General features: G+C 60.1%; 19 protein-coding genes. 14 read left to right on the top strand and 5 right to left on the bottom strand.

Features of this window, described 5'->3' with window-relative positions:
• The first annotated feature begins 290 nt into the window (after positions 1-290).
• Positions 291-1,424 (top strand): FAD-dependent oxidoreductase, encoded by a 1,134-nt coding sequence (locus tag K9B32_RS19280; RefSeq protein WP_224565075.1) that lies wholly within the window; start codon positions 291-293, stop codon positions 1,422-1,424.
• A gap of 283 nt (positions 1,425-1,707) precedes the next feature.
• Here K9B32_RS19280 and K9B32_RS19275 read toward each other — a convergent pair whose 3' ends face one another.
• Positions 1,708-2,796, bottom strand: coding sequence for a DUF3095 family protein (locus tag K9B32_RS19275; protein ID WP_224565073.1), 1,089 nt, complete (start codon positions 2,794-2,796; stop codon positions 1,708-1,710).
• Positions 2,797-3,670: 874 nt separating this feature from the next.
• Here K9B32_RS19275 and rpsU point away from each other — a divergent pair.
• The 3 genes from rpsU to K9B32_RS19260 all read left to right on the top strand — a co-directional run bounded on the left by rpsU (position 3,671) and on the right by K9B32_RS19260 (position 4,546).
• Complete coding sequence (gene rpsU, locus K9B32_RS19270; protein WP_007791329.1) at positions 3,671-3,907, top strand: 30S ribosomal protein S21; 237 nt, start codon at positions 3,671-3,673, stop codon at positions 3,905-3,907.
• Positions 3,908-3,970: 63 nt separating this feature from the next.
• On the top strand, positions 3,971-4,165 hold the full coding sequence (locus K9B32_RS19265) for a hypothetical protein (protein ID WP_007791326.1): 195 nt from the start codon (positions 3,971-3,973) through the stop codon (positions 4,163-4,165).
• Positions 4,166-4,288: 123 nt separating this feature from the next.
• Entirely contained in the window at positions 4,289-4,546 is a 258-nt protein-coding gene (locus tag K9B32_RS19260; protein ID WP_007791322.1) for a DUF982 domain-containing protein, read from the top strand.
• 130 nt (positions 4,547-4,676) lie between these two features.
• Here the strand turns inward: K9B32_RS19260 and K9B32_RS19255 are convergent, their stop codons facing one another.
• Positions 4,677-4,976: a DUF2934 domain-containing protein gene (locus tag K9B32_RS19255; protein ID WP_007791319.1), complete on the bottom strand. Its 300-nt coding sequence runs from the start codon at positions 4,974-4,976 to the stop codon at positions 4,677-4,679.
• Between the two features lie 185 nt (positions 4,977-5,161).
• Here K9B32_RS19255 and K9B32_RS19250 point away from each other — a divergent pair, with 185 nt between their 5' ends.
• Complete coding sequence (locus K9B32_RS19250; RefSeq protein WP_007791316.1) at positions 5,162-5,422, top strand: YMGG-like glycine zipper-containing protein; 261 nt, start codon at positions 5,162-5,164, stop codon at positions 5,420-5,422.
• Between the two features lie 255 nt (positions 5,423-5,677).
• Here K9B32_RS19250 and K9B32_RS19245 read toward each other — a convergent pair whose 3' ends face one another.
• A complete protein-coding gene (locus tag K9B32_RS19245) occupies positions 5,678-6,433 on the bottom strand; it encodes an adenylate/guanylate cyclase domain-containing protein (protein WP_224565071.1) in 756 nt (251 codons plus the stop codon).
• 418 nt (positions 6,434-6,851) lie between these two features.
• Here K9B32_RS19245 and K9B32_RS19240 point away from each other — a divergent pair, with 418 nt between their 5' ends.
• From K9B32_RS19240 to K9B32_RS19225, 4 genes are read left to right on the top strand one after another with little or no spacing between them, the layout of a single operon-like run.
• On the top strand, positions 6,852-7,472 hold the full coding sequence (locus tag K9B32_RS19240; protein ID WP_224565069.1) for a TetR/AcrR family transcriptional regulator: 621 nt from the start codon (positions 6,852-6,854) through the stop codon (positions 7,470-7,472).
• On the top strand, positions 7,469-8,434 hold the full coding sequence (locus tag K9B32_RS19235; protein ID WP_224565067.1) for an HlyD family secretion protein: 966 nt from the start codon (positions 7,469-7,471) through the stop codon (positions 8,432-8,434). Before K9B32_RS19240 ends, K9B32_RS19235 begins: the two co-directional genes overlap by 4 nt.
• Positions 8,431-9,381: an ABC transporter ATP-binding protein gene (locus tag K9B32_RS19230; protein ID WP_224565065.1), complete on the top strand. Its 951-nt coding sequence runs from the start codon at positions 8,431-8,433 to the stop codon at positions 9,379-9,381. The genes K9B32_RS19235 and K9B32_RS19230 overlap by 4 nt, the downstream gene beginning before the upstream one ends.
• A complete protein-coding gene (locus tag K9B32_RS19225) occupies positions 9,378-10,526 on the top strand; it encodes an ABC transporter permease (protein ID WP_224565063.1) in 1,149 nt (382 codons plus the stop codon). The genes K9B32_RS19230 and K9B32_RS19225 overlap by 4 nt, the downstream gene beginning before the upstream one ends.
• Positions 10,527-10,539: 13 nt before the next feature.
• Here the strand turns inward: K9B32_RS19225 and K9B32_RS19220 are convergent, their stop codons facing one another.
• Both K9B32_RS19220 and K9B32_RS19215 read right to left on the bottom strand, forming a co-directional pair.
• On the bottom strand, positions 10,540-11,184 hold the full coding sequence (locus K9B32_RS19220; protein WP_224565061.1) for a glutamine cyclotransferase: 645 nt from the start codon (positions 11,182-11,184) through the stop codon (positions 10,540-10,542).
• A gap of 9 nt (positions 11,185-11,193) precedes the next feature.
• Positions 11,194-12,414, bottom strand: a complete 1,221-nt coding sequence (locus K9B32_RS19215) for a helix-turn-helix domain-containing protein (RefSeq protein ID WP_224565059.1) — start codon at positions 12,412-12,414, stop codon at positions 11,194-11,196.
• Positions 12,415-12,535: 121 nt separating this feature from the next.
• On the opposite strand from K9B32_RS19215, the gene K9B32_RS19210 reads away from it, so the two are divergent.
• The 5 genes from K9B32_RS19210 (at position 12,536) to K9B32_RS19190 (ending at position 16,799) form a co-directional block, all read left to right on the top strand.
• Complete coding sequence (locus K9B32_RS19210; protein WP_007791285.1) at positions 12,536-13,333, top strand: DUF899 domain-containing protein; 798 nt, start codon at positions 12,536-12,538, stop codon at positions 13,331-13,333.
• 5 nt (positions 13,334-13,338) lie between these two features.
• Entirely contained in the window at positions 13,339-13,620 is a 282-nt protein-coding gene (locus K9B32_RS19205) for a hypothetical protein (RefSeq protein ID WP_224565057.1), read from the top strand.
• Between the two features lie 184 nt (positions 13,621-13,804).
• Positions 13,805-14,683: an aldo/keto reductase gene (locus K9B32_RS19200; RefSeq protein WP_224565055.1), complete on the top strand. Its 879-nt coding sequence runs from the start codon at positions 13,805-13,807 to the stop codon at positions 14,681-14,683.
• Positions 14,684-14,882: 199 nt separating this feature from the next.
• Positions 14,883-16,364 carry a CHAD domain-containing protein gene (locus tag K9B32_RS19195; protein WP_224565053.1) on the top strand — a complete coding sequence of 494 codons (1,482 nt, stop codon included), beginning with the start codon at positions 14,883-14,885 and terminating at the stop codon, positions 16,362-16,364.
• 126 nt (positions 16,365-16,490) lie between these two features.
• A complete protein-coding gene (locus tag K9B32_RS19190) occupies positions 16,491-16,799 on the top strand; it encodes a hypothetical protein (RefSeq protein WP_224565051.1) in 309 nt (102 codons plus the stop codon).
• Positions 16,800-16,859 lie beyond the last annotated feature (60 nt).

Here is a 16,859-nt window from a genome sequence, read left to right as displayed (position 1 = left end):
TTGCTCCTTAGAGCAGCGATTTCGGCTGGAATGAGCCATTTGCGGTCATCATCCGACAATGGCGTCCGATTGCCAATGGCAGAAGGCAGGGTTGCATCACTCAGGCTTTTAATAAAGGGTAATGCCGTCGCGAAAAACGGCAGGCCGATTTCAGCCGCCGAATACAAGTCGGACGAGCACATAGCTCCGGCTCGGCCAGCGTCTCCCGAAGCAATCGCCTGATACGATCAGGCTACAGCAATCATCAGCGCTGCGGACGCTGCATGCTTGCATTTGATAGGAGCGCTGCAATGCGAAACCCAATTACGATCATCGGTGCTGGTCTCGGTGGCCTTACGCTAGCCCGTGTTCTCCATCTTCACGGCATCCCCTCGGTCATCTACGAATCCGAAGCCTCGGCGAGCGCGAGAACGCAGGGCGGGCTACTGGATATCCATGAATACAACGGCCAGATTGCCCTTAAGGCCGCAGGACTTTTTGAGACCTTCCTTGGCCTCGTCCGCCACGGCGAAGATGCAAAACGGGTCGTTGATAAGGACGGTCATATCCTATTCGACAGTCCTGGCGACAACGTCGCCAATCGTCCTGAAATTGATCGAGGCCACCTTCGGAACATGCTTATCGGCTCGCTTCCCCCGGAAACGATCAAGTGGGGCCACAGGGTCACATCGATAGCCCCGCATGGCGCAGATCAGCACGAGGTCGCTTTTGCCAACGGTTCAACCGTCCTTTCTGATCTGCTTGTGGGTGCCGATGGCGCGTGGTCGAAAGTTCGTCCGCTTTTGTCCCCTGCTAAGCCCCTCTACTCAGGCACATTGTTCATCGAAACCATCCTTTTCGATGGCCACACGCGCCATAAGGCAAGCGCGGAAGCAATAGGAAGTGGCACGCTTATGGCAGTCGCTCCGGGCAAGGCCATCTTGGCGCACCGCTATGCAAACGGAATGCTGCATACCTATGCGGCCTTGAACAAGCCGGAAGACTGGGCGAATTCAATCGACTTCACCCACCCGAAGGCTGGCTTGGCTCGTATCGCCGAGCAATTCGAAGGATGGGCTTCCCACCTAACCGCCCTTATCACAGAGGGTGAGGCCGATCCCGTGCTTCGCCCAATTTATGCGCTGCCAGTCGAGCACCAATGGCGACGAGTACCCGGCGTGACGTTGCTTGGCGATGCGGCACATTTGATGTCGCCGTTCGCGGGAGAAGGTGCCAACCTTGCCCTGTATGATGGCTACGAGCTTGCAAATGTGCTCATCTCGACGCCCGATGATGTGGAAGCCGCGCTTGCGCTCTATGAAATGAACCTCTTTCCCAGAAGCATGAAGGTCGCCGAAGAAACCGCACAGAACCTCAGCCGATTTCTTGGTGATAATGCCCCTCACAGCGTAGTCGCTCTCTTTAGCAAACATCGCGGAAAGTAGGCGTTAGCCGGTCCGGGTAAGTCGGCTTCGGGCCGACTGCAGACGACGGTGTGATCTCGTCCCGCCGAGAGCGCCCCCAGGAAAAAACGCGAACAGCGCTTGACCTCGACACGCCGATTAGAGAAGCACCGCTGGCTACGAGCCGCGGCGCAACCCTTGAAGAGAGATTCGGCTGATCGAACAGCCGAGCACCGGAATCACCCGAAGCCCCTGGAAATCGCAAAGCCGATCGGGCAGCACCGGATATTATTCCGAATGTCGCCCGATTCCAACAGAGCCACACCTACCGTGATGACACCATCGGAAGCTCGTTTGCCTCCATCATCTCGGCTGCCTTGGCATACCCGCCCCCCATACCGTCGAGAAAGTGCAGGTGACAATCCGGCTTTCCCGAAGGTACGAAGCAGGTCATGAGCGCATGAGACTGGCGGTGGAGTCCGAAGTTGACCTCACCTCGCGCCTTGGCCGCAACGAGGATGGCCTCGACCGCTTCGATCTGTTCGCTCGTGCAATCCAGTGTGAGACGCAGGCCGTCATCATATTTGCGGAAGTCGGAGCTGGAGGCGACGGCCAACCAGCTTTCGCGGTCGACCGACCTGGCACTGTCCCTGGGGATGGCGGTCTCCCGCGATGCCGGCTGGGCTAGCCGCGTGCCGGCGTCGAGAACCGAAAGCACGCACTTCGCCAAGGACGCAAAGACCTCCGGGCTCCTATCTTCGGCTGGCTCGACCAGCAGCGACAGGATCTCGCCCCTCTGGCTGGGAAACGGCTCCCAATCGCAGGTCAGGCCGGTCAGATCGGGTTTCGTCGTGTAGCTGCCCGGCTTCACTAGGTATCGACCATTCTTGATCTGACGCTCCGCCCATTTTAGGCCGCCGCCGGCAAACATCGCATAGGTCGCGTTTTCAGAGGCGGCATAGTGCGCGATGCGCACGTCACGTCCATTGGCACGTATCGCGCCCACGCGCACCAAACCGGCCCGAAGAGCCAGGTTGAGATTGGCACTGGCAAAGGCGACCACCTGCCGCAACGCGGAAGTCGCGGTCATGATCCCATGGGGCGGCAGCGCGAACGCAGCCCCGTCTCCGCGAAACACGAAGGGAAAATCGAAGTTGCCCCAGGCGTTTCCAACGGCGGCGATCACCGATGCGCCGGCGTAGTTGACGTCTTCGTAACGCCCTGACTTGATCGCCGACGTCGAGTCGACGACGTCGGTTATCCCGATCAACCAATCATCGGGGAGCCCCTCATAGACGGATGGGTCGAGCACCCGCGTAAATTCGCCATAGGCCTGGGGTGTGTTTGGATGATCGCTGACAATCCAGCGTTCCTTGGCCTTCGTCACACTGACGACCGATTGTACCGACTGCATGAATCTGTTCCCGTGCCACATAGCGAAGTCCTTTCCGCTCGATTTGTTTCGCGCGCGAATAACTCGGATACGCTTTAAATACGCGGGCCGAGCACAGACGTCAACATCCGATTTAATCGGATGCGATTTATTTATCAAAGATGGTGGTCCGGAAACGGCCGAATCACCTTTCGCCCGGTTGACGCATCATACGAAATAGGGGCGGCTACAAACCGCAGTATCACCGTTCAGACCCGATATTCCCCCGAAAGGCTCATAGCCGTCATCCACGCAATAGGCACCCGCTCCCAAAGTACATGTGGATTACCGTATGTGATAAATTCCATATCGCTGCACTTCAGGTAGCATGTGCTTGGATGATTACATTCCTAGTCATCAAGAGGTCACTGCAAAACTCACATCGTTTGTTTTGCGGTGACCTCGCCAAAAATCCGCGAGCGGCGGATCCTGTCTCTCGACCTCCACGACATCAAGCATGTGACGGCTGACGAAGCGCGACGCTCCGGAACGGGGTGTGCGGCGATCGAAGCCTTGCAACGGGTCGCTCGCATTCCCATCTTATGCGGACACCCAAAAATACGAACCTGGCACGGCCGATGCCTCGCGCGTCGTATCTTCGCTTTCCTTCGGTCTGCGTGATCGAAAAACCGGCGCCGTGTTGAGCATGCAGCAAGTGCGGCGAAGGATTTCAACTGAACAAACCCAATATCGCCGTCGCATCACGGCGGGTCCGCGCGAGCGCGATGACGCCGCTCGCAGCCCGGACAAGAACTGGAAACCTTACCCCTGCCTTCTCACGCTGCGAGAACTGCAGGACCTGATCGCTCAGCAGCTTGGCTGAGACGCACCCCATCCTCAAAGCCAGGAGAAAAAGATGCAGGTCATCGTCAGAGACAACAACGTCGAGCAGGCCATGCGCGCGCTGAAGAAGAAGATGCAGCGCGAGGGATTGTTCCGCGAAATGAAGGAACGCCGATCCTATGAGAAACCATCCGAGCGGAGAGTCCGTGAACGGGCGCAGGCAATCGCCAGGCAGCGCAAGGCTGCCCGGAAGAAGTTGCAGCGCGAAGGTCTCCTGGCCTCGCCGAGGCGACGCTCCTCCAGCCGATAGGCTGTCAAAAATATTGCCGTGCGATGTTCTCAACGGCAGCCCCATCCCGAGAAAGGACCAACTATGGAAGAACTGCACAGCCTGACTGTTTCCGATGAACGGCTCGAGGACTGCCGGGAGGTGATCGAACCGGATCTCCAGGAGCTCATTCGAACGACAATCGCCTCCGGCTTCTCAGCCGAAGAGGTTCTGATTGCAATCAGTGAACTCGTCGCAGAGGACTACGCCGTGTTGGCCAAGTTCCCGAGCGTTCACTGATTGGCCCGCGTGGCTGATCGACGGATGAAAATGCCAATCAAGTCACGGTCTCACGACGGGTTGATCGGTTCACACAAACACCTACATCCCGCTTATCGCTCGTTGGCAAAGAGGAGGTTCGTCATGAACACGATCGGCCACGCAACTGAACCAACATGGGCGGCGCCCGTGGCAATTCAGATTGGGACACGACCCTCTGAATATATCCATGGTCCGGCCGAAGCGGTTGAGTATCTGGAGCACAGATGGCCACTCCAAAGCAGCATGCACGTTGAGGCGGCCAAGCGCCGGTGCGTGGAGGCCATGAACCACCTCGCGCACCTGGAAGCCGCCAGAGATGCCTTCGTCGCAGCCGCTGTGGAGGCCAAGGTGTTGGCCTAAACAACTCCGAAGGCTGCTTGCGGTCATGGCCGTCTTCGTCGCCCGCCCAATTGCGCGCGACTCAAATCGTTACGCCCAAACATACGGACGCACCGCGTCGTATAACTCGGCCCAAAGCCGGAATGAAAATCTAATGCGTCGTGACGGACTTCGGAGAGCGTGAGCGACGGGGCTTGTCTTGGGAAGACGCGGCTATTGCGACCCCAGCCGCTTTTGTCTTCTTCGTCGCCGGCTTTTCAGCCGCGGATTTCGCTGCGGCTCGCGGCTTCGCGGATTTCACCTTCACCGTCGGCTTTGTCGCAGCATCGACGCGCTCGCCAAATTCCTTGAACGCCTGTAGCCAATGTTTCATATCCTGCCCGTGTGGGCGGCCCTCCTGCTCCCAGATCTCATAGGCACGGCGGCGAATGTTCTCTTCATGCTCGTTCATGACGGGACCCTGCTCCTTGTTGAAACCAATCTTAATTGGCGCAAGCGGTCCAATAGGCAATGGAGACACCGGCATCGATTGATCGAAAGAAGCCGGCAACAGAAGCGAACGCAAAGCAGCGATTGTCTTTTCCGAAATGCCTCTATCTACCGTCGCGCGAACGAATTCAGCAGGAAGGAAACAAGATGAAACGCATGTCGATTTTGCTGCTTCTAGCAGGAGCCACGATGGCCGGATGCACGCCGACCCAGCAAGGAGCGGGAATTGGTGCAGCCTCGGGCGCGGTCATTGGCGGTATAGCGACCGGCAATGTGCGCGGCGCCGCTGTGGGTGCGGCCATAGGTGGCGCCGCTGGCGCCGTCATCGGCAATGTCGCCGGGCAGCCCGGCCAGTGCTACTACCGCGATCGATACGGCCGGCGATACGTCGCCAACTGCCCACGCTGATTGCGCGCTAGCCTTTCAGGGCGCGGCAACGCGAGACCGATCTCCGGAGGCGTCGCGCTCAACCTCAAGTGCGAAAGATCGCTATCGCGGCGGTAACGAGTTCTCTTGTTCGCCGCGTTCGCTCCGTTTGGAAAAAGCTTACCCTTTCGAGGCCAATGTGCATGGATTAGCCGTCCCTATTGATCGAAAGCGAGATGTTATCGCGATAGAGTCGGCGACGGCCTCGATCTATTCTGCCGCTGTGTGGTCGGAAAATCATCTCCGAACCAGCACGCTCGCCTGTACCGGCAATTCTATGCCTTTCAGCGACAGCGCACGGGCATGCGCTGCGGCTGTGAGATGCGCAGCCTGAGATGCAGATTCCGGCGACATGACGATCTCGCCTGCGCCTGCCTGCGATTCCAGCCTCGACGCAAGATTAACAGCACCACCAATTGCCGTAAAATCGCTACGGAAGCTCGAAAACTCACCGATCTCGACCTCGCCGGTGTGAATACCGACACCGACACCGAAGCTGTGATCACGATCAAGGCTTTCGAATACCGCGGTGCAGTGTTGCTGTATGTCGAGCGCCGCCATAACCGCGGCGGCGGCATGATCCTTTCTCAGGATCGGAAAATTGAAGATCGCCATCAAGCCATCGCCCATCTGCTTGTTGACGATACCGTCGTGAGCCCAGATCGCCTGCGCGCATCGGTCATGAAACAGGCTGACAATCTCACTCAACCTGATCGGCTCGATCTGCTCCGAGAGGGCAGTGAACCCTCTGATATCAGCAAACAAGATGGTTGCGGTCGCGGTAACATGGCGCTGCTTCTTGACGTAACGAAACGACCGCTCGCAAATCGTGCAGATGTTGGGGTTCATCTTGCTGCGGGTGACACCAAACATGCGGAACGGCAGCGCAAGCGCGCCACGAATCGGAATGGGGACATGCATTTGATCCCAACAACCCCGGCAGATTTGGGCATCCCTGTGACTGACCGGATCCATCGGATGGGAGGTTGGCATGGTCCGCGACCTCCAGCAAAAGCCTAGTTGAAAACAAACTTCTAATATTTGCCGGCATTTTGCAACTCGGGTGAAGTTCTAACCGCGAAAGATCGCAACCGCAGCAGCGACAAGTTCTGCGTTGTTGGCTGCCACAGCCCCCGCTTGGCGAGATCTTTTCCATCCTCGAGGCCGCCGCCGCGCGTGGAATAAGCGTCATTCCTTCGCCAACCGGACGAACGGCCAGATCATGGCGTCGAAACCTGCATCAGGATAGGTCGGCGCACATTGGCGCGCTGCAGTCGCATCGGCGGCTCTCCCCCTCTTTGAAGCGCCGATCTCGTGGGCCCAGGAACACTTGCGTGCTCAATATTCTCTTGCAAAAAACCACACATGATGTTACTGACTGTCCAGTCAGTCATAATGGAAAATGAAGCCAATGCCCGAGAAAAAGCGAGAAAGACGAGATCCGGAGCAGCGCCGGGCCGAGATCCTGGCGGCGGCCTTCGCCTGCTTTGCCGAGCGGGGCTTTGCCTTGACCCGCATGGAGGATGTCGCGGCTCGCGCCGGCATCGCCAAAGGTACGGTCTATCTGCATTTCCCCGACAAGGAGCGACTCTTCATCGAGCTCGTGTCCGGCATCGCCTCGCCGCTCCTCGGTGAAGTCGGCGGCATGGTCCAGAAGGAGGCGATCCCGCCGCGTGCTGCCGTTTCGATGTTCTATGCGCTCTTCAAGCGCGAGGTCCTGGAGACGGAGCGCCGGCACCTGTTGCGGCTGATCCTCGCCGAGGGTCCGATGTTCCCCGTTGTGACCGAATTCTATTACCGCGAGATTATCACCAAAGGCCTCGCGATCGTGCGTGTCCTGCTTGCCCGTGCCGCCGCGCGCGGCGAGCTTCGCAATCCCGCCGTCGCTGACGTCCCGCAATTGGTCATGGCACCGGCCTTGATGTCGATCGTCTGGGCGACGCTTTTCGAAGGCTACGAGCACCTCGACACGCAGAAACTCTTCGACACGTTCCTCGACACGCTCTTCGTGCCGGAAGGAGGCACGACATGAAACGAATCCTTATCGTCGTCATCGTGGCCGGCGCGGCCCTTGCCGCCCTGCCTTTCCTGTTCTCCGACAAATCCCAGCGCGCCTACCAGGGCTGGGTCGAGGCCGACACGCTGTTCATCGGTGCCGACACCAGCGGCCGTGTGGTTAAACTCGATGTCGCCGAAGGGCAGGCAATTGCGCCCGGCTCGCCGCTTTTCAGTCTGGATTCTCAAACCGAAGAGGCCGCTGTCGGCGCCGCACGCGCTTCGCTGGCTCGTCTGCAGGCCGAACTAGAACTCGCCGAGGCGAAGCAAAAGCGGCCGGAAGAAATAGACATGCTGCGCGCCAGCGAACGCGAGGCGGTCGCCCGACTTGAGCTTGCCGCACAGGATCTCGATCGCACCCGCGTGCTGGTCGAGCGCGGTACGGCGACAAAGGCAAACCTCGACACGGCGACGGCCACCGAAGCCGCCAACCGTGCCGTCCTCGATAATGTCCGCAGCCAGATTACGCTTGCGAACCTGCCGGCTCGTGTTGAAATGCTGCGCCAATCAAGGGAGGCGGTCGCTGCGGCAAAGTCCGATCTAGCCTCTGCGGAAGCCGCGCTTGCCCGCCGCTTCGTGTCTGCTCCGGCAACAGGCAGCATCGAGACCGTCTATTACCGCGCCGGTGAGATCGTGCCCGCCGGACGGCCGATCGTGGCCCTCCTACCGCCAGAGAACATTCGCATCCGCTTCTTCGTGCCCGAAGGCGAGATTGCGCTGTTTTCGCTTGATCAATCGATCCGCGTCGCCTGTAACGCCTGCCAACCCACCGATGCGAAGATCAGCTTCATCGCAAAGAACGCCGAGTATACACCGCCGGTAATCTACAGCCTCGAAGAGCGTGCCAAACTCGTCTACCGCGTCGAGGCAATCCCCGCCGACCCGAAGGCGCTGCGCCCTGGCCAGCCGGTGGATGTCACCACGGGAGCCCGCCCATGAGCGACACGGCAATGCCCATCGACGCTCCCGAGACAGTGATCGACGTCCATCACCTCACCAAGAGTTTCGGCAGCCGGAAGGTGGTCGACGATGTGTCGATGTCAGTGAAGAAGGGCCGCATTCACGGCTTTCTCGGTCCGAACGGCTCCGGCAAGACCACGACGATCCGCATGCTCTGCGGCCTGCTGACACCAGACAGCGGCGATGGCACATGCCTTGGCTTCGACATCCTAACCGAAAGCGATCGCATCCGCCGTCGCGTCGGCTACATGACGCAGAAGTTCTCGCTCTATCAGGATTTGTCGATCCGGGAGAACCTGGAGTTCGTCGCCCGCGTCTACGGCCTGGCAGATGCCCGCGGCAGAGCAAGCGCCGCAATCGAACGTCTCGGCTTGAAAGGTCGGGAACAGCAGCTGGCTGGGGAACTTTCGGGAGGCTGGAAGCAGCGCCTCGCACTTGGCGCCTGCATCCTACCGGAACCGGCCCTGCTCCTCCTCGACGAACCGACGGCAGGCGTCGACCCCAAAGCCCGCCGTGACTTCTGGAACGAGATTCACGCGCTTGCCGCCGACGGCCTCTCGGTGCTGGTGTCCACCCATTATATGGACGAGGCAGAGCGCTGCCATGAGATCGCCTATATTGCCTACGGCAAACTGCTGGCGCAGGGAACGGTGGACGAGGTGATCGCCAGCACCGGTCTGGTCACTTGGACCGTCTCCGGAGCGGGCGTGCATCGCCTCCAAGCCGAACTGGAGAACGAGCCAGGGGTCGACATGATCGCGCCCTTCGGGACCAGCCTGCATGTTGCCGGTCGCGATCCCGAGGCGCTTGAAAAAGCAATCGCGCCATACCGAGAACGGTCCGATCTCAAGTGGCAAGAGGGCGAAGCGACGCTGGAAGATGCGTTCATCGATCTGATGCGCCGCTCGGAGGACAATTTCCAATGACAACGACAACGGCGAACGGCAACGGTATCTCCTTCGGGCGTTTCTGGGCGATGACGATCAAGGAATTCATCCAGATGACCCGCGACCGCATAACGCTGGCGACGATGGTCGCCTTGCCGATCATGCAGCTGTTCCTGTTCGGCTTTGCGATCAACACGACGCCGCACAACCTGCCAACCGCGGTGCTGATGCGCGAGAACACCGATATCGGCCGGTCGATTTTGGCGGCGCTGGAGAATACCGACTTCTTCGAGATTCGTTCTGTCGTTACCCATGCCGAAGACATGGATTCGCTTCTGGAATCCGGCAAGGCTCTGTTCGTCGTAGAAATTCCTGAAGGGTTCGAACGCTCGCTTCGGCGCGGCGATACACCCTCCCTGCTGGTCGCTGCCGATGCCACCGATCCGGTCGCATCGAGCTCGGCGCTCGGTGCGCTCTCCGGCATCGTGACGTCGGCACTTGCCAACGACCGGCAGGTCGAATTCGCCGAGCCGACCAAGCCCGCCTTCTCCATCGTCCAGCACCGTCGTTATAATCCGGCCGGCTCATCGACCCTGAATATCGTGCCCGGCCTGCTCGGCACAATCCTGACGATGACGCTGCTGATCTTCACGGCTCTCTCGGTCACTCGCGAGGTGGAACGCGGCACGATGGAGAACCTGCTCTCCATGCCGATCAAGCCGCTGGAAATCATGCTGGGCAAGATTGCGCCCTATGTGCTGATCGGCCTCGTTCAGTCGCTTCTTATCATCGCGGCCGGCCTGCTTGTCTTCGGCGTTCCAATCCTTGGCAGCCCGGCTTCGCTCGCGGCTGCGACCACGCTCTTCGTCATCACCAACCTGTCGATCGGCTACACCTTCTCGACGATCGCTGCCAATCAGCTGCAGGCCATGCAGATGGCGATGATGTTCTTCCTGCCGAATATCCTGCTGTCGGGCTTCATGTTTCCGTTCGCCGGCATGCCGAAGTGGGCGCAATGGATCGGTGAGGCGCTACCGCTGACCCACTATATCCGCATTGTCAGGGCGATCATGCTGAAGGGCGCCAGTATCCAGATCCTTGCTTATGACACGATCGCCCTCGCCTGCCTGATGACAGTCGCCATGCTGATTGCTGTCCGCCGCTTCCGCAGGACATTGGACTAGACGGCAGGAGACATCAGGTTTGGCTAACTCCGGGCCGGCGGATGGCCCGGACCTTGCCACTGTTGCCACCGCCACAAAACAGCCGATCCGTGCCATCGGACTCAAGTCCCGATACGCCTATGCCCGCCGGCATGTCGATGCGTTCCAGCACCCGTCCGGTTTCGGGTTCAATGCGTCGGATATCGCTCTCATCGCTTTCCCAGGTGGCATGCCAAAGCTCGCCATCGACCCAGGTCACGCCGGTAACAAAACGGTTGGACTCGATGCTGCGAAGAAGTGCGCCGGTCTCCGGATCGATCTGATGGATCTTTCGGCCACGGTAGTCTCCTACCCAGAGCGTTCCTTCAGCCCAGGCGAGCCCGGAATCACCACCGTTCGCGGGTGCCGGGATCGTCGAGAGCACAGTACCGGTCTTCGGATCGATCTTCTGGATTCGATCCTCCGCAATCTGAAAAAGATACCGTCCATCGAAAGCGGTTCCGGCATGTGCCGCAACGTCGATCGAGCGGACAACCTCGCCTGCATCGGGATCGAAGGCATTAAGCTTGTCGCCGGACGCAAACCAGACATGTCGACCATCATAGGTGACGCCGCCCACCTGCTTCACATCCGGAAAGGGGCCATATTCACGAAGGATTTCAGCTTTGGAGTGTTTCATGAGCCTATCCTAGTCGTTGGGTAGTGGACCTGGGAGTAACAAAGTTGACGGGAACCCCGGCAGCGATGGGATCGTCCACCGGCGCGCCGGCCCGCGTCCGAAGGATTGCACCTTGCCTGTTTCCGCGAGTGCATCAAGCGCCCGCTGCACCGTGCGTGGGCTGGTACCAATCGCGATTGCGAGCGCCGAACTCGACCAGGCCTCCCCATCGGCGAGAAATGCGAGGATCTCGCCATGCTGTTCCTCGACGGGCGGGGCGAGCATGACCACGTCGGTTGCCCGACGCGGCGCGAGCACGAAACCGTCCTTGGTCGCATTGATATCCGCTATGCGATGAAGCTCGCCGCGCAACCGCCCGACTTCGACACGCAGTCTGGCTCGATGCGATTCATCGACATGTTTCGCCCCAAACGCGCGGGCAAGAAGCATGGTCCGCGACACGTCTTTCGGCCAGGTCTCCGCAAGTGCACGAACGAGCGCGAACAACACCGGACGCGTCGTCAACGAAACAACCTCGTCACCATTGCGCACGACGTAACGGCATGCATCGACGACCAGCGCTCCTGACGTCAGAACCGCCTCTACCTCCTCCAGCAGCAGGAAGCGCTCCCCTCCCTGTCCGATCAGCCGCGCTGCCGGCGTTTTCAGAACCTGGGACACGGCCTCGACTTCGGCATCGAGCGCAGGAATACCCGCCTCGCGCGCAGCATTTTCCGCCCGGCGGAGAGCTGTACTTGCAGCACTCGTGCGAAGACGCCGAATGGCAATCCCTCCAACGACCAGCTCGTGGGCAGTCCGCAGCGGCGGTGGAAGCGCTGCCGGATCGACGCTGGCGAGTAGGCGTTCGGCCTCATCGAGATGGCCGATGAGTAGCAACCGCCTTGCCTCCAGATGTCGCGCATGCGCTGCGTTCAAGCGATCATCGTGAGCTTCGAGCACTTCCCGCGCGACGGCGAGTGTCTTGGCCGGCCAGGTCAGATCACGCGAGACAAGCGCGATTTCCGCCTCGGCCACGAGGCAGCGTGCCCGCGCGACCGGCTCCTTTGACCCGAACGCGCGGGCAGCCGTTTTCAGCAAAACCTTTGCCCGGGCGAGATCACCAAGCTGCGCCATCGCGATGCCACGAAGGGCGAGCGCCGGCGCATCATTGCGCAACGCAACCCTCTTCAAGGCACCGAGAAGATCGCCGGTCGCAAGCAGCCTCGCCGCAGCGATGATCATCGAGTCCATCGGAATCCCGTCAAACTTGTAACTCCCACCTTCTCCCGCTCTGGCCATAGTCTGCTCACGACCACCAAGCAGCCGCAAGTGGCGGCATGCTACGCCAACGGACACCAAGAGGAGAAGCATGATGACGATGCACATTACAGGCACACGCGAAGAATGGCTTGCGGCACGGCTCGAGCTGCTAGCGGAAGAGAAGGAACTGACGCGGCGCAGCGATATGCTGGCGCTACGCCGCCAGGAGCTGCCGTGGGTCAGGATCGACAAGGACTACCGGTTCGAGACCGCCAACGGCAGCGCTTCGCTCATCGATCTCTTCAAGGGCCGTTCTCAACTGTTGATCTACCACTTCATGTTCGGCCCCGACTATACCGCCGGGTGCCCGTCCTGCTCGTCGATCGCCGATGGCTTCAACGGCGTCGTCGTTCACCTCGAGAACCATGACGTTGCCTTCACCGCCGTTTCCCGCGCGCCGCTTCCAAAGCTGCAGGCTTTCAAGGAACGGATGGGATGGACCTTCGACTGGGCATCCTCTTTCGGTAGCGATTTCAACCTCGACTTCAGCGTCTTGTTCAGCGAGCAGCAGCAGCGCGAAGGCGGGATAGAATACAACTACCGCCGTGAACCGCCAGCTCGCGTGCCTCTCGAAGGCCAGACCGTGCAGGAATGGAAACTGCGCGGCAGCGAGAGCCCAGTCGCTCAGATCGCCGCAATGACCGGAACCGACGTCGCCACCTACACGCGCGACCGGCCGGGCCTCAGCGCCTTCGTGCTCGATGGCGGCGTGGTCTACCACACCTACTCCAGCTATGCACGCGGCGTGGACGGTATTTGGGGCGTGTATCAGTGGCTCGACCGCGCACCCCTGGGCCGCAACGAGCAAGGCATCTGGTGGCGGCTTCACGACGAATACGGCCGGGGATGACGGTCATGCCTTCCTCCGGCCAAACACGGCACGGCGCCTCGGTCAAGACGCCGACAGACAACCCAGCAAGCCTCGGCGACTGGCTGTGCCTTGCAGCGGCGCCAATCTTCGCCATCATGGCGATTGTCACCTTGGCAGGCGGCGGAGCAGATATGATCTGCTCCGCAATGCCGGACGTTTTTCCAATGGACGGCATGACGGCGATGTATCTGCTGATGTGCGTCTTCCACCTACCGCCATGGCTGCGCATGATCTCAGGACGTCCGGGAGATTCAGGGCGGCCCTGATCCCGAGACCCGGCGCTGTCGCTGTCCACTGAGATTCCGGGCGCCGGACCGCACTTTGCCGCCTTGGGGACCAGCGTGCGGAAGGCAGTGGCAGATTGCGCCTTGGTGACTTGCATAGTGCCTAGCCCGCTCCACTTAAGCCCGATTGAGCCCACCAACCAGACAGGCAATCGGGAGAAGGTCAGTGCCAGACAGTTCCACGATCTCAGCCGCCGCATCGGGTCAATTTTCGATCGGCAACATCACCATCAATCGTCTCGGCTTCGGCGCGATGCGTGTCACGGGGCCCGGCATATGGGGACCGCCTGCGAACAAGGCCGAAGCACTGGCAACCTTGCGCCGGTTACCGGAGATCGCCGTCAATTTCATAGACACAGCCGATTCCTACGGCCCCGACGTGTCCGAGGAGCTCATCAGCGAAGCGCTGCATCCTTACAAGGAGCTGTTGATTGCGACCAAGGCCGGTCTGACCCGCGAAGGACCGGATATCTGGACGCCGAATGGGCGGCCGGACTATCTTCTCGAGCGAGCGAAAGGCAGCCTCAAGAAACTTCGCATCGACCGAATCGATCTGTGGCAGTTGCACCGCATAGACACGAAAGTTCCTCGCGACGAGCAGTTCGGCGCGGTAAAGACGCTTCTGGACCAGGGCTTCATTGCTCATGCCGGCCTAAGCGAAGTTTCAGTTGAAGACATTAAGGCGGCTCGAAAGGTATTCCCTGTCGCGACAGTTCAGAACCGCTATAACCTCGTCGACCGTGGCAGCGAGGACGTGCTCGATTACTGCGAGCGCGAGGGCATCGGCTTCATTCCGTGGTACCCGCTGGCGGCGGGTGAGCTTGCCCGGCCAGGCTCCATCCTCGACAGGCTGGCCAAGAAATATGAGGCGACGCCGAGCCAGATTGCGCTGGCCTGGGTGCTCGAGCGCAGCCCCGTGATGTTGCCGATCCCCGGAACCTCCAAGGTGAAGCATCTTGAGGAGAATGTCGCTGCGGCGAGCATCGCTCTGGATGACGAGGATTTCGCTGTTTTGGATAGCGCGGCTCGCCAATCGGGATCCTAGATCGAACGAAGCCCAAGCCAAATTCTTGCTCCGGTCGATCGTCTGAGCTCTGACGGCCAGATTTTCCTGTGGGATGTCGCTGCGGTCGTACTGCCACTGAGGATTTTGTCATCAAGACGTTTTGTCCGCATGGCACCGCTCTATCTCTCGTCAGAGAATTGTATCCACCGATCATCATGTGACCGAGCGGAGACCGCACTTGGCAACCGAAACAGAATTGAAGCTTGAGCTGAGCGCTGACGCGGTTGACACACTGCTGGGATCCGGCTTGCTGGGCAACCCGGTGTCGGCGGGTCCCCTGACGTCCATCTATTTTGACACGCCCGACCACGAGGTATGGGAGGGCGGCTATTCTCTGCGGATCCGTACGGTTGGCGCAGCGCACGTCCAAACCGTAAAGGCGACGGGCCTGAACAGTGCCATCTTTGCGCGCTCCGAATGGGAAGCGGCGGTAACAGGCGACACGCCTGTGATTGATTACACGACGCCGCTGCGGGCCGAGCTCGATATCGAAGACAGCGCTCTCATCCAACAGTTTTCCACCCCGGTGGAACGGCACCGGTGGAACGTCGACGAGGACGGGAGCAAGATTGAAGTTGCCCTGGACACAGGCTTGATCGTCGCCGGCGATCGCCAGATGCAGATACGGGAATTGGAGCTGGAACTGAAGGACGGCAAGCCAAGCGCGCTGTTCATCCTTGCTCGCAAGATCGAAGCGCTTGTCCCGGTCCGCTTTGGTGTCGCTTCAAAGGCGGAGAGAGGATACCGCCTGCTCGGCGAGCAGGCATCGGTTTTCAAGGCTGAACCCGTGCATCTCGATCGCGACCTGCGGGTCGGGGCTTCGTTCCAGGTCATTGTTCAAGCATGTTTTCGGCATTTCCGGCTGAACGAATCCATCCTCCTGGATAATGCAAATCCGCTGGCACTCCATCAGGCTCGCGTGGCGCTGCGGCGACTGCGCTCGGCCTTCTCGCTCTACAAGCAGATCCTGGTCGATGCGGAGTCCCAGCGACTGAAGGACGAGTTGAAGTGGCTGACTGGCGTTCTCGGAGCGGCGCGCAATATTGATGTGATGATTGCCAGGCTCGGAAGCGGCGACATCAAGGGCCGCCTGCTCGAAGCGCGCGACGGCGCCTATAAAGAGGTGCTTAACGCGCTCTACGGCTTCCGCGCCAAGGCCCTTATGCTTGACCTGAACGAATGGCTCCACTGCGGGGAGTATCTCACGCTGCCGGAAACGGCGGAGATCCGTAACGGACCGGTGGTCGATTTCGCAATCGAGGTTCTCGACCGTCAACGCAAGAAGCTGAAAAAGCGGGGTAAATCTCTGGCGGAAGCCGACGACGAGCATCGGCACGAAGCGCGCAAGGCGGCGAAGAAGCTTAGATATGCAAGCGAATTCCTGGGCTCGTTGTTCACCAGTAGGCAGGCAGAGCGACGATACGGCAAGTTCATCAAGACGATGGAACAACTGCAGGACGAACTCGGCCTTCTGAACGACATGGCAACCGCGCCGACAGTCGTTCGCACCCTGGAGCTGGAGTCACATCCCGACGCCGACTCCCTGATCGTCCTTGGCAACAGCGAGAAACTGGTCAGCGCCGCCCAATCATCCCTGGATGAATTGATGGAGCGAAAAAGGTTCTGGCGGGGATCAAGCGGACAAGCCCGACGCCAGTAGCAGGATTTCGCTGATCGCATGCACCGTTGCCGCTTTGGCGTTCGTGGCGCCTCTGCACGCCGCGGATCTCTTGCCCGCCACGGCACCGCAGCCTCAGACTGCGCGACCGAAGATCCGAAGGCTCGCTTGGATGTGATTGCCGGCGCCAGATACTGGCATGCCGAAACGACGATCGGGCTGAGCGGCAGCCTTATCGGCAACGTGTCGCGGACCGACTCTGCTAACTGGGTGGACGGGGTCGCGTCGTCTAAGGGCAACTACTGGCTGACCGACAAAGTCTCCCTCACCGGCTGGAGCATGATCGGCGCCGGTGGCGCCGATGTGGATTGGGACGTGCTGGCAGGCGTTGACCATAAGTTCAATGACACGATCTCCGCAGTTGCGGGTTACCGCGCCCTCGGTGTCGACTATAGCAACGACGGCTTTACGACGTGATCGAGCACGGCCCGATTTTCGGAGCGGTTATCCGCTTCTGATCGACGTTCTGTGGTACGC

Origin of the sequence: Rhizobium sp. 3T7, from assembly GCF_020166565.1 — a bacterium.
Classification (GTDB): domain Bacteria; phylum Pseudomonadota; class Alphaproteobacteria; order Rhizobiales; family Rhizobiaceae; genus Rhizobium.
The sequence above is the reverse complement of the archived record's forward strand: the minus strand, read 5'-3'. Positions and strand labels throughout refer to the sequence as shown.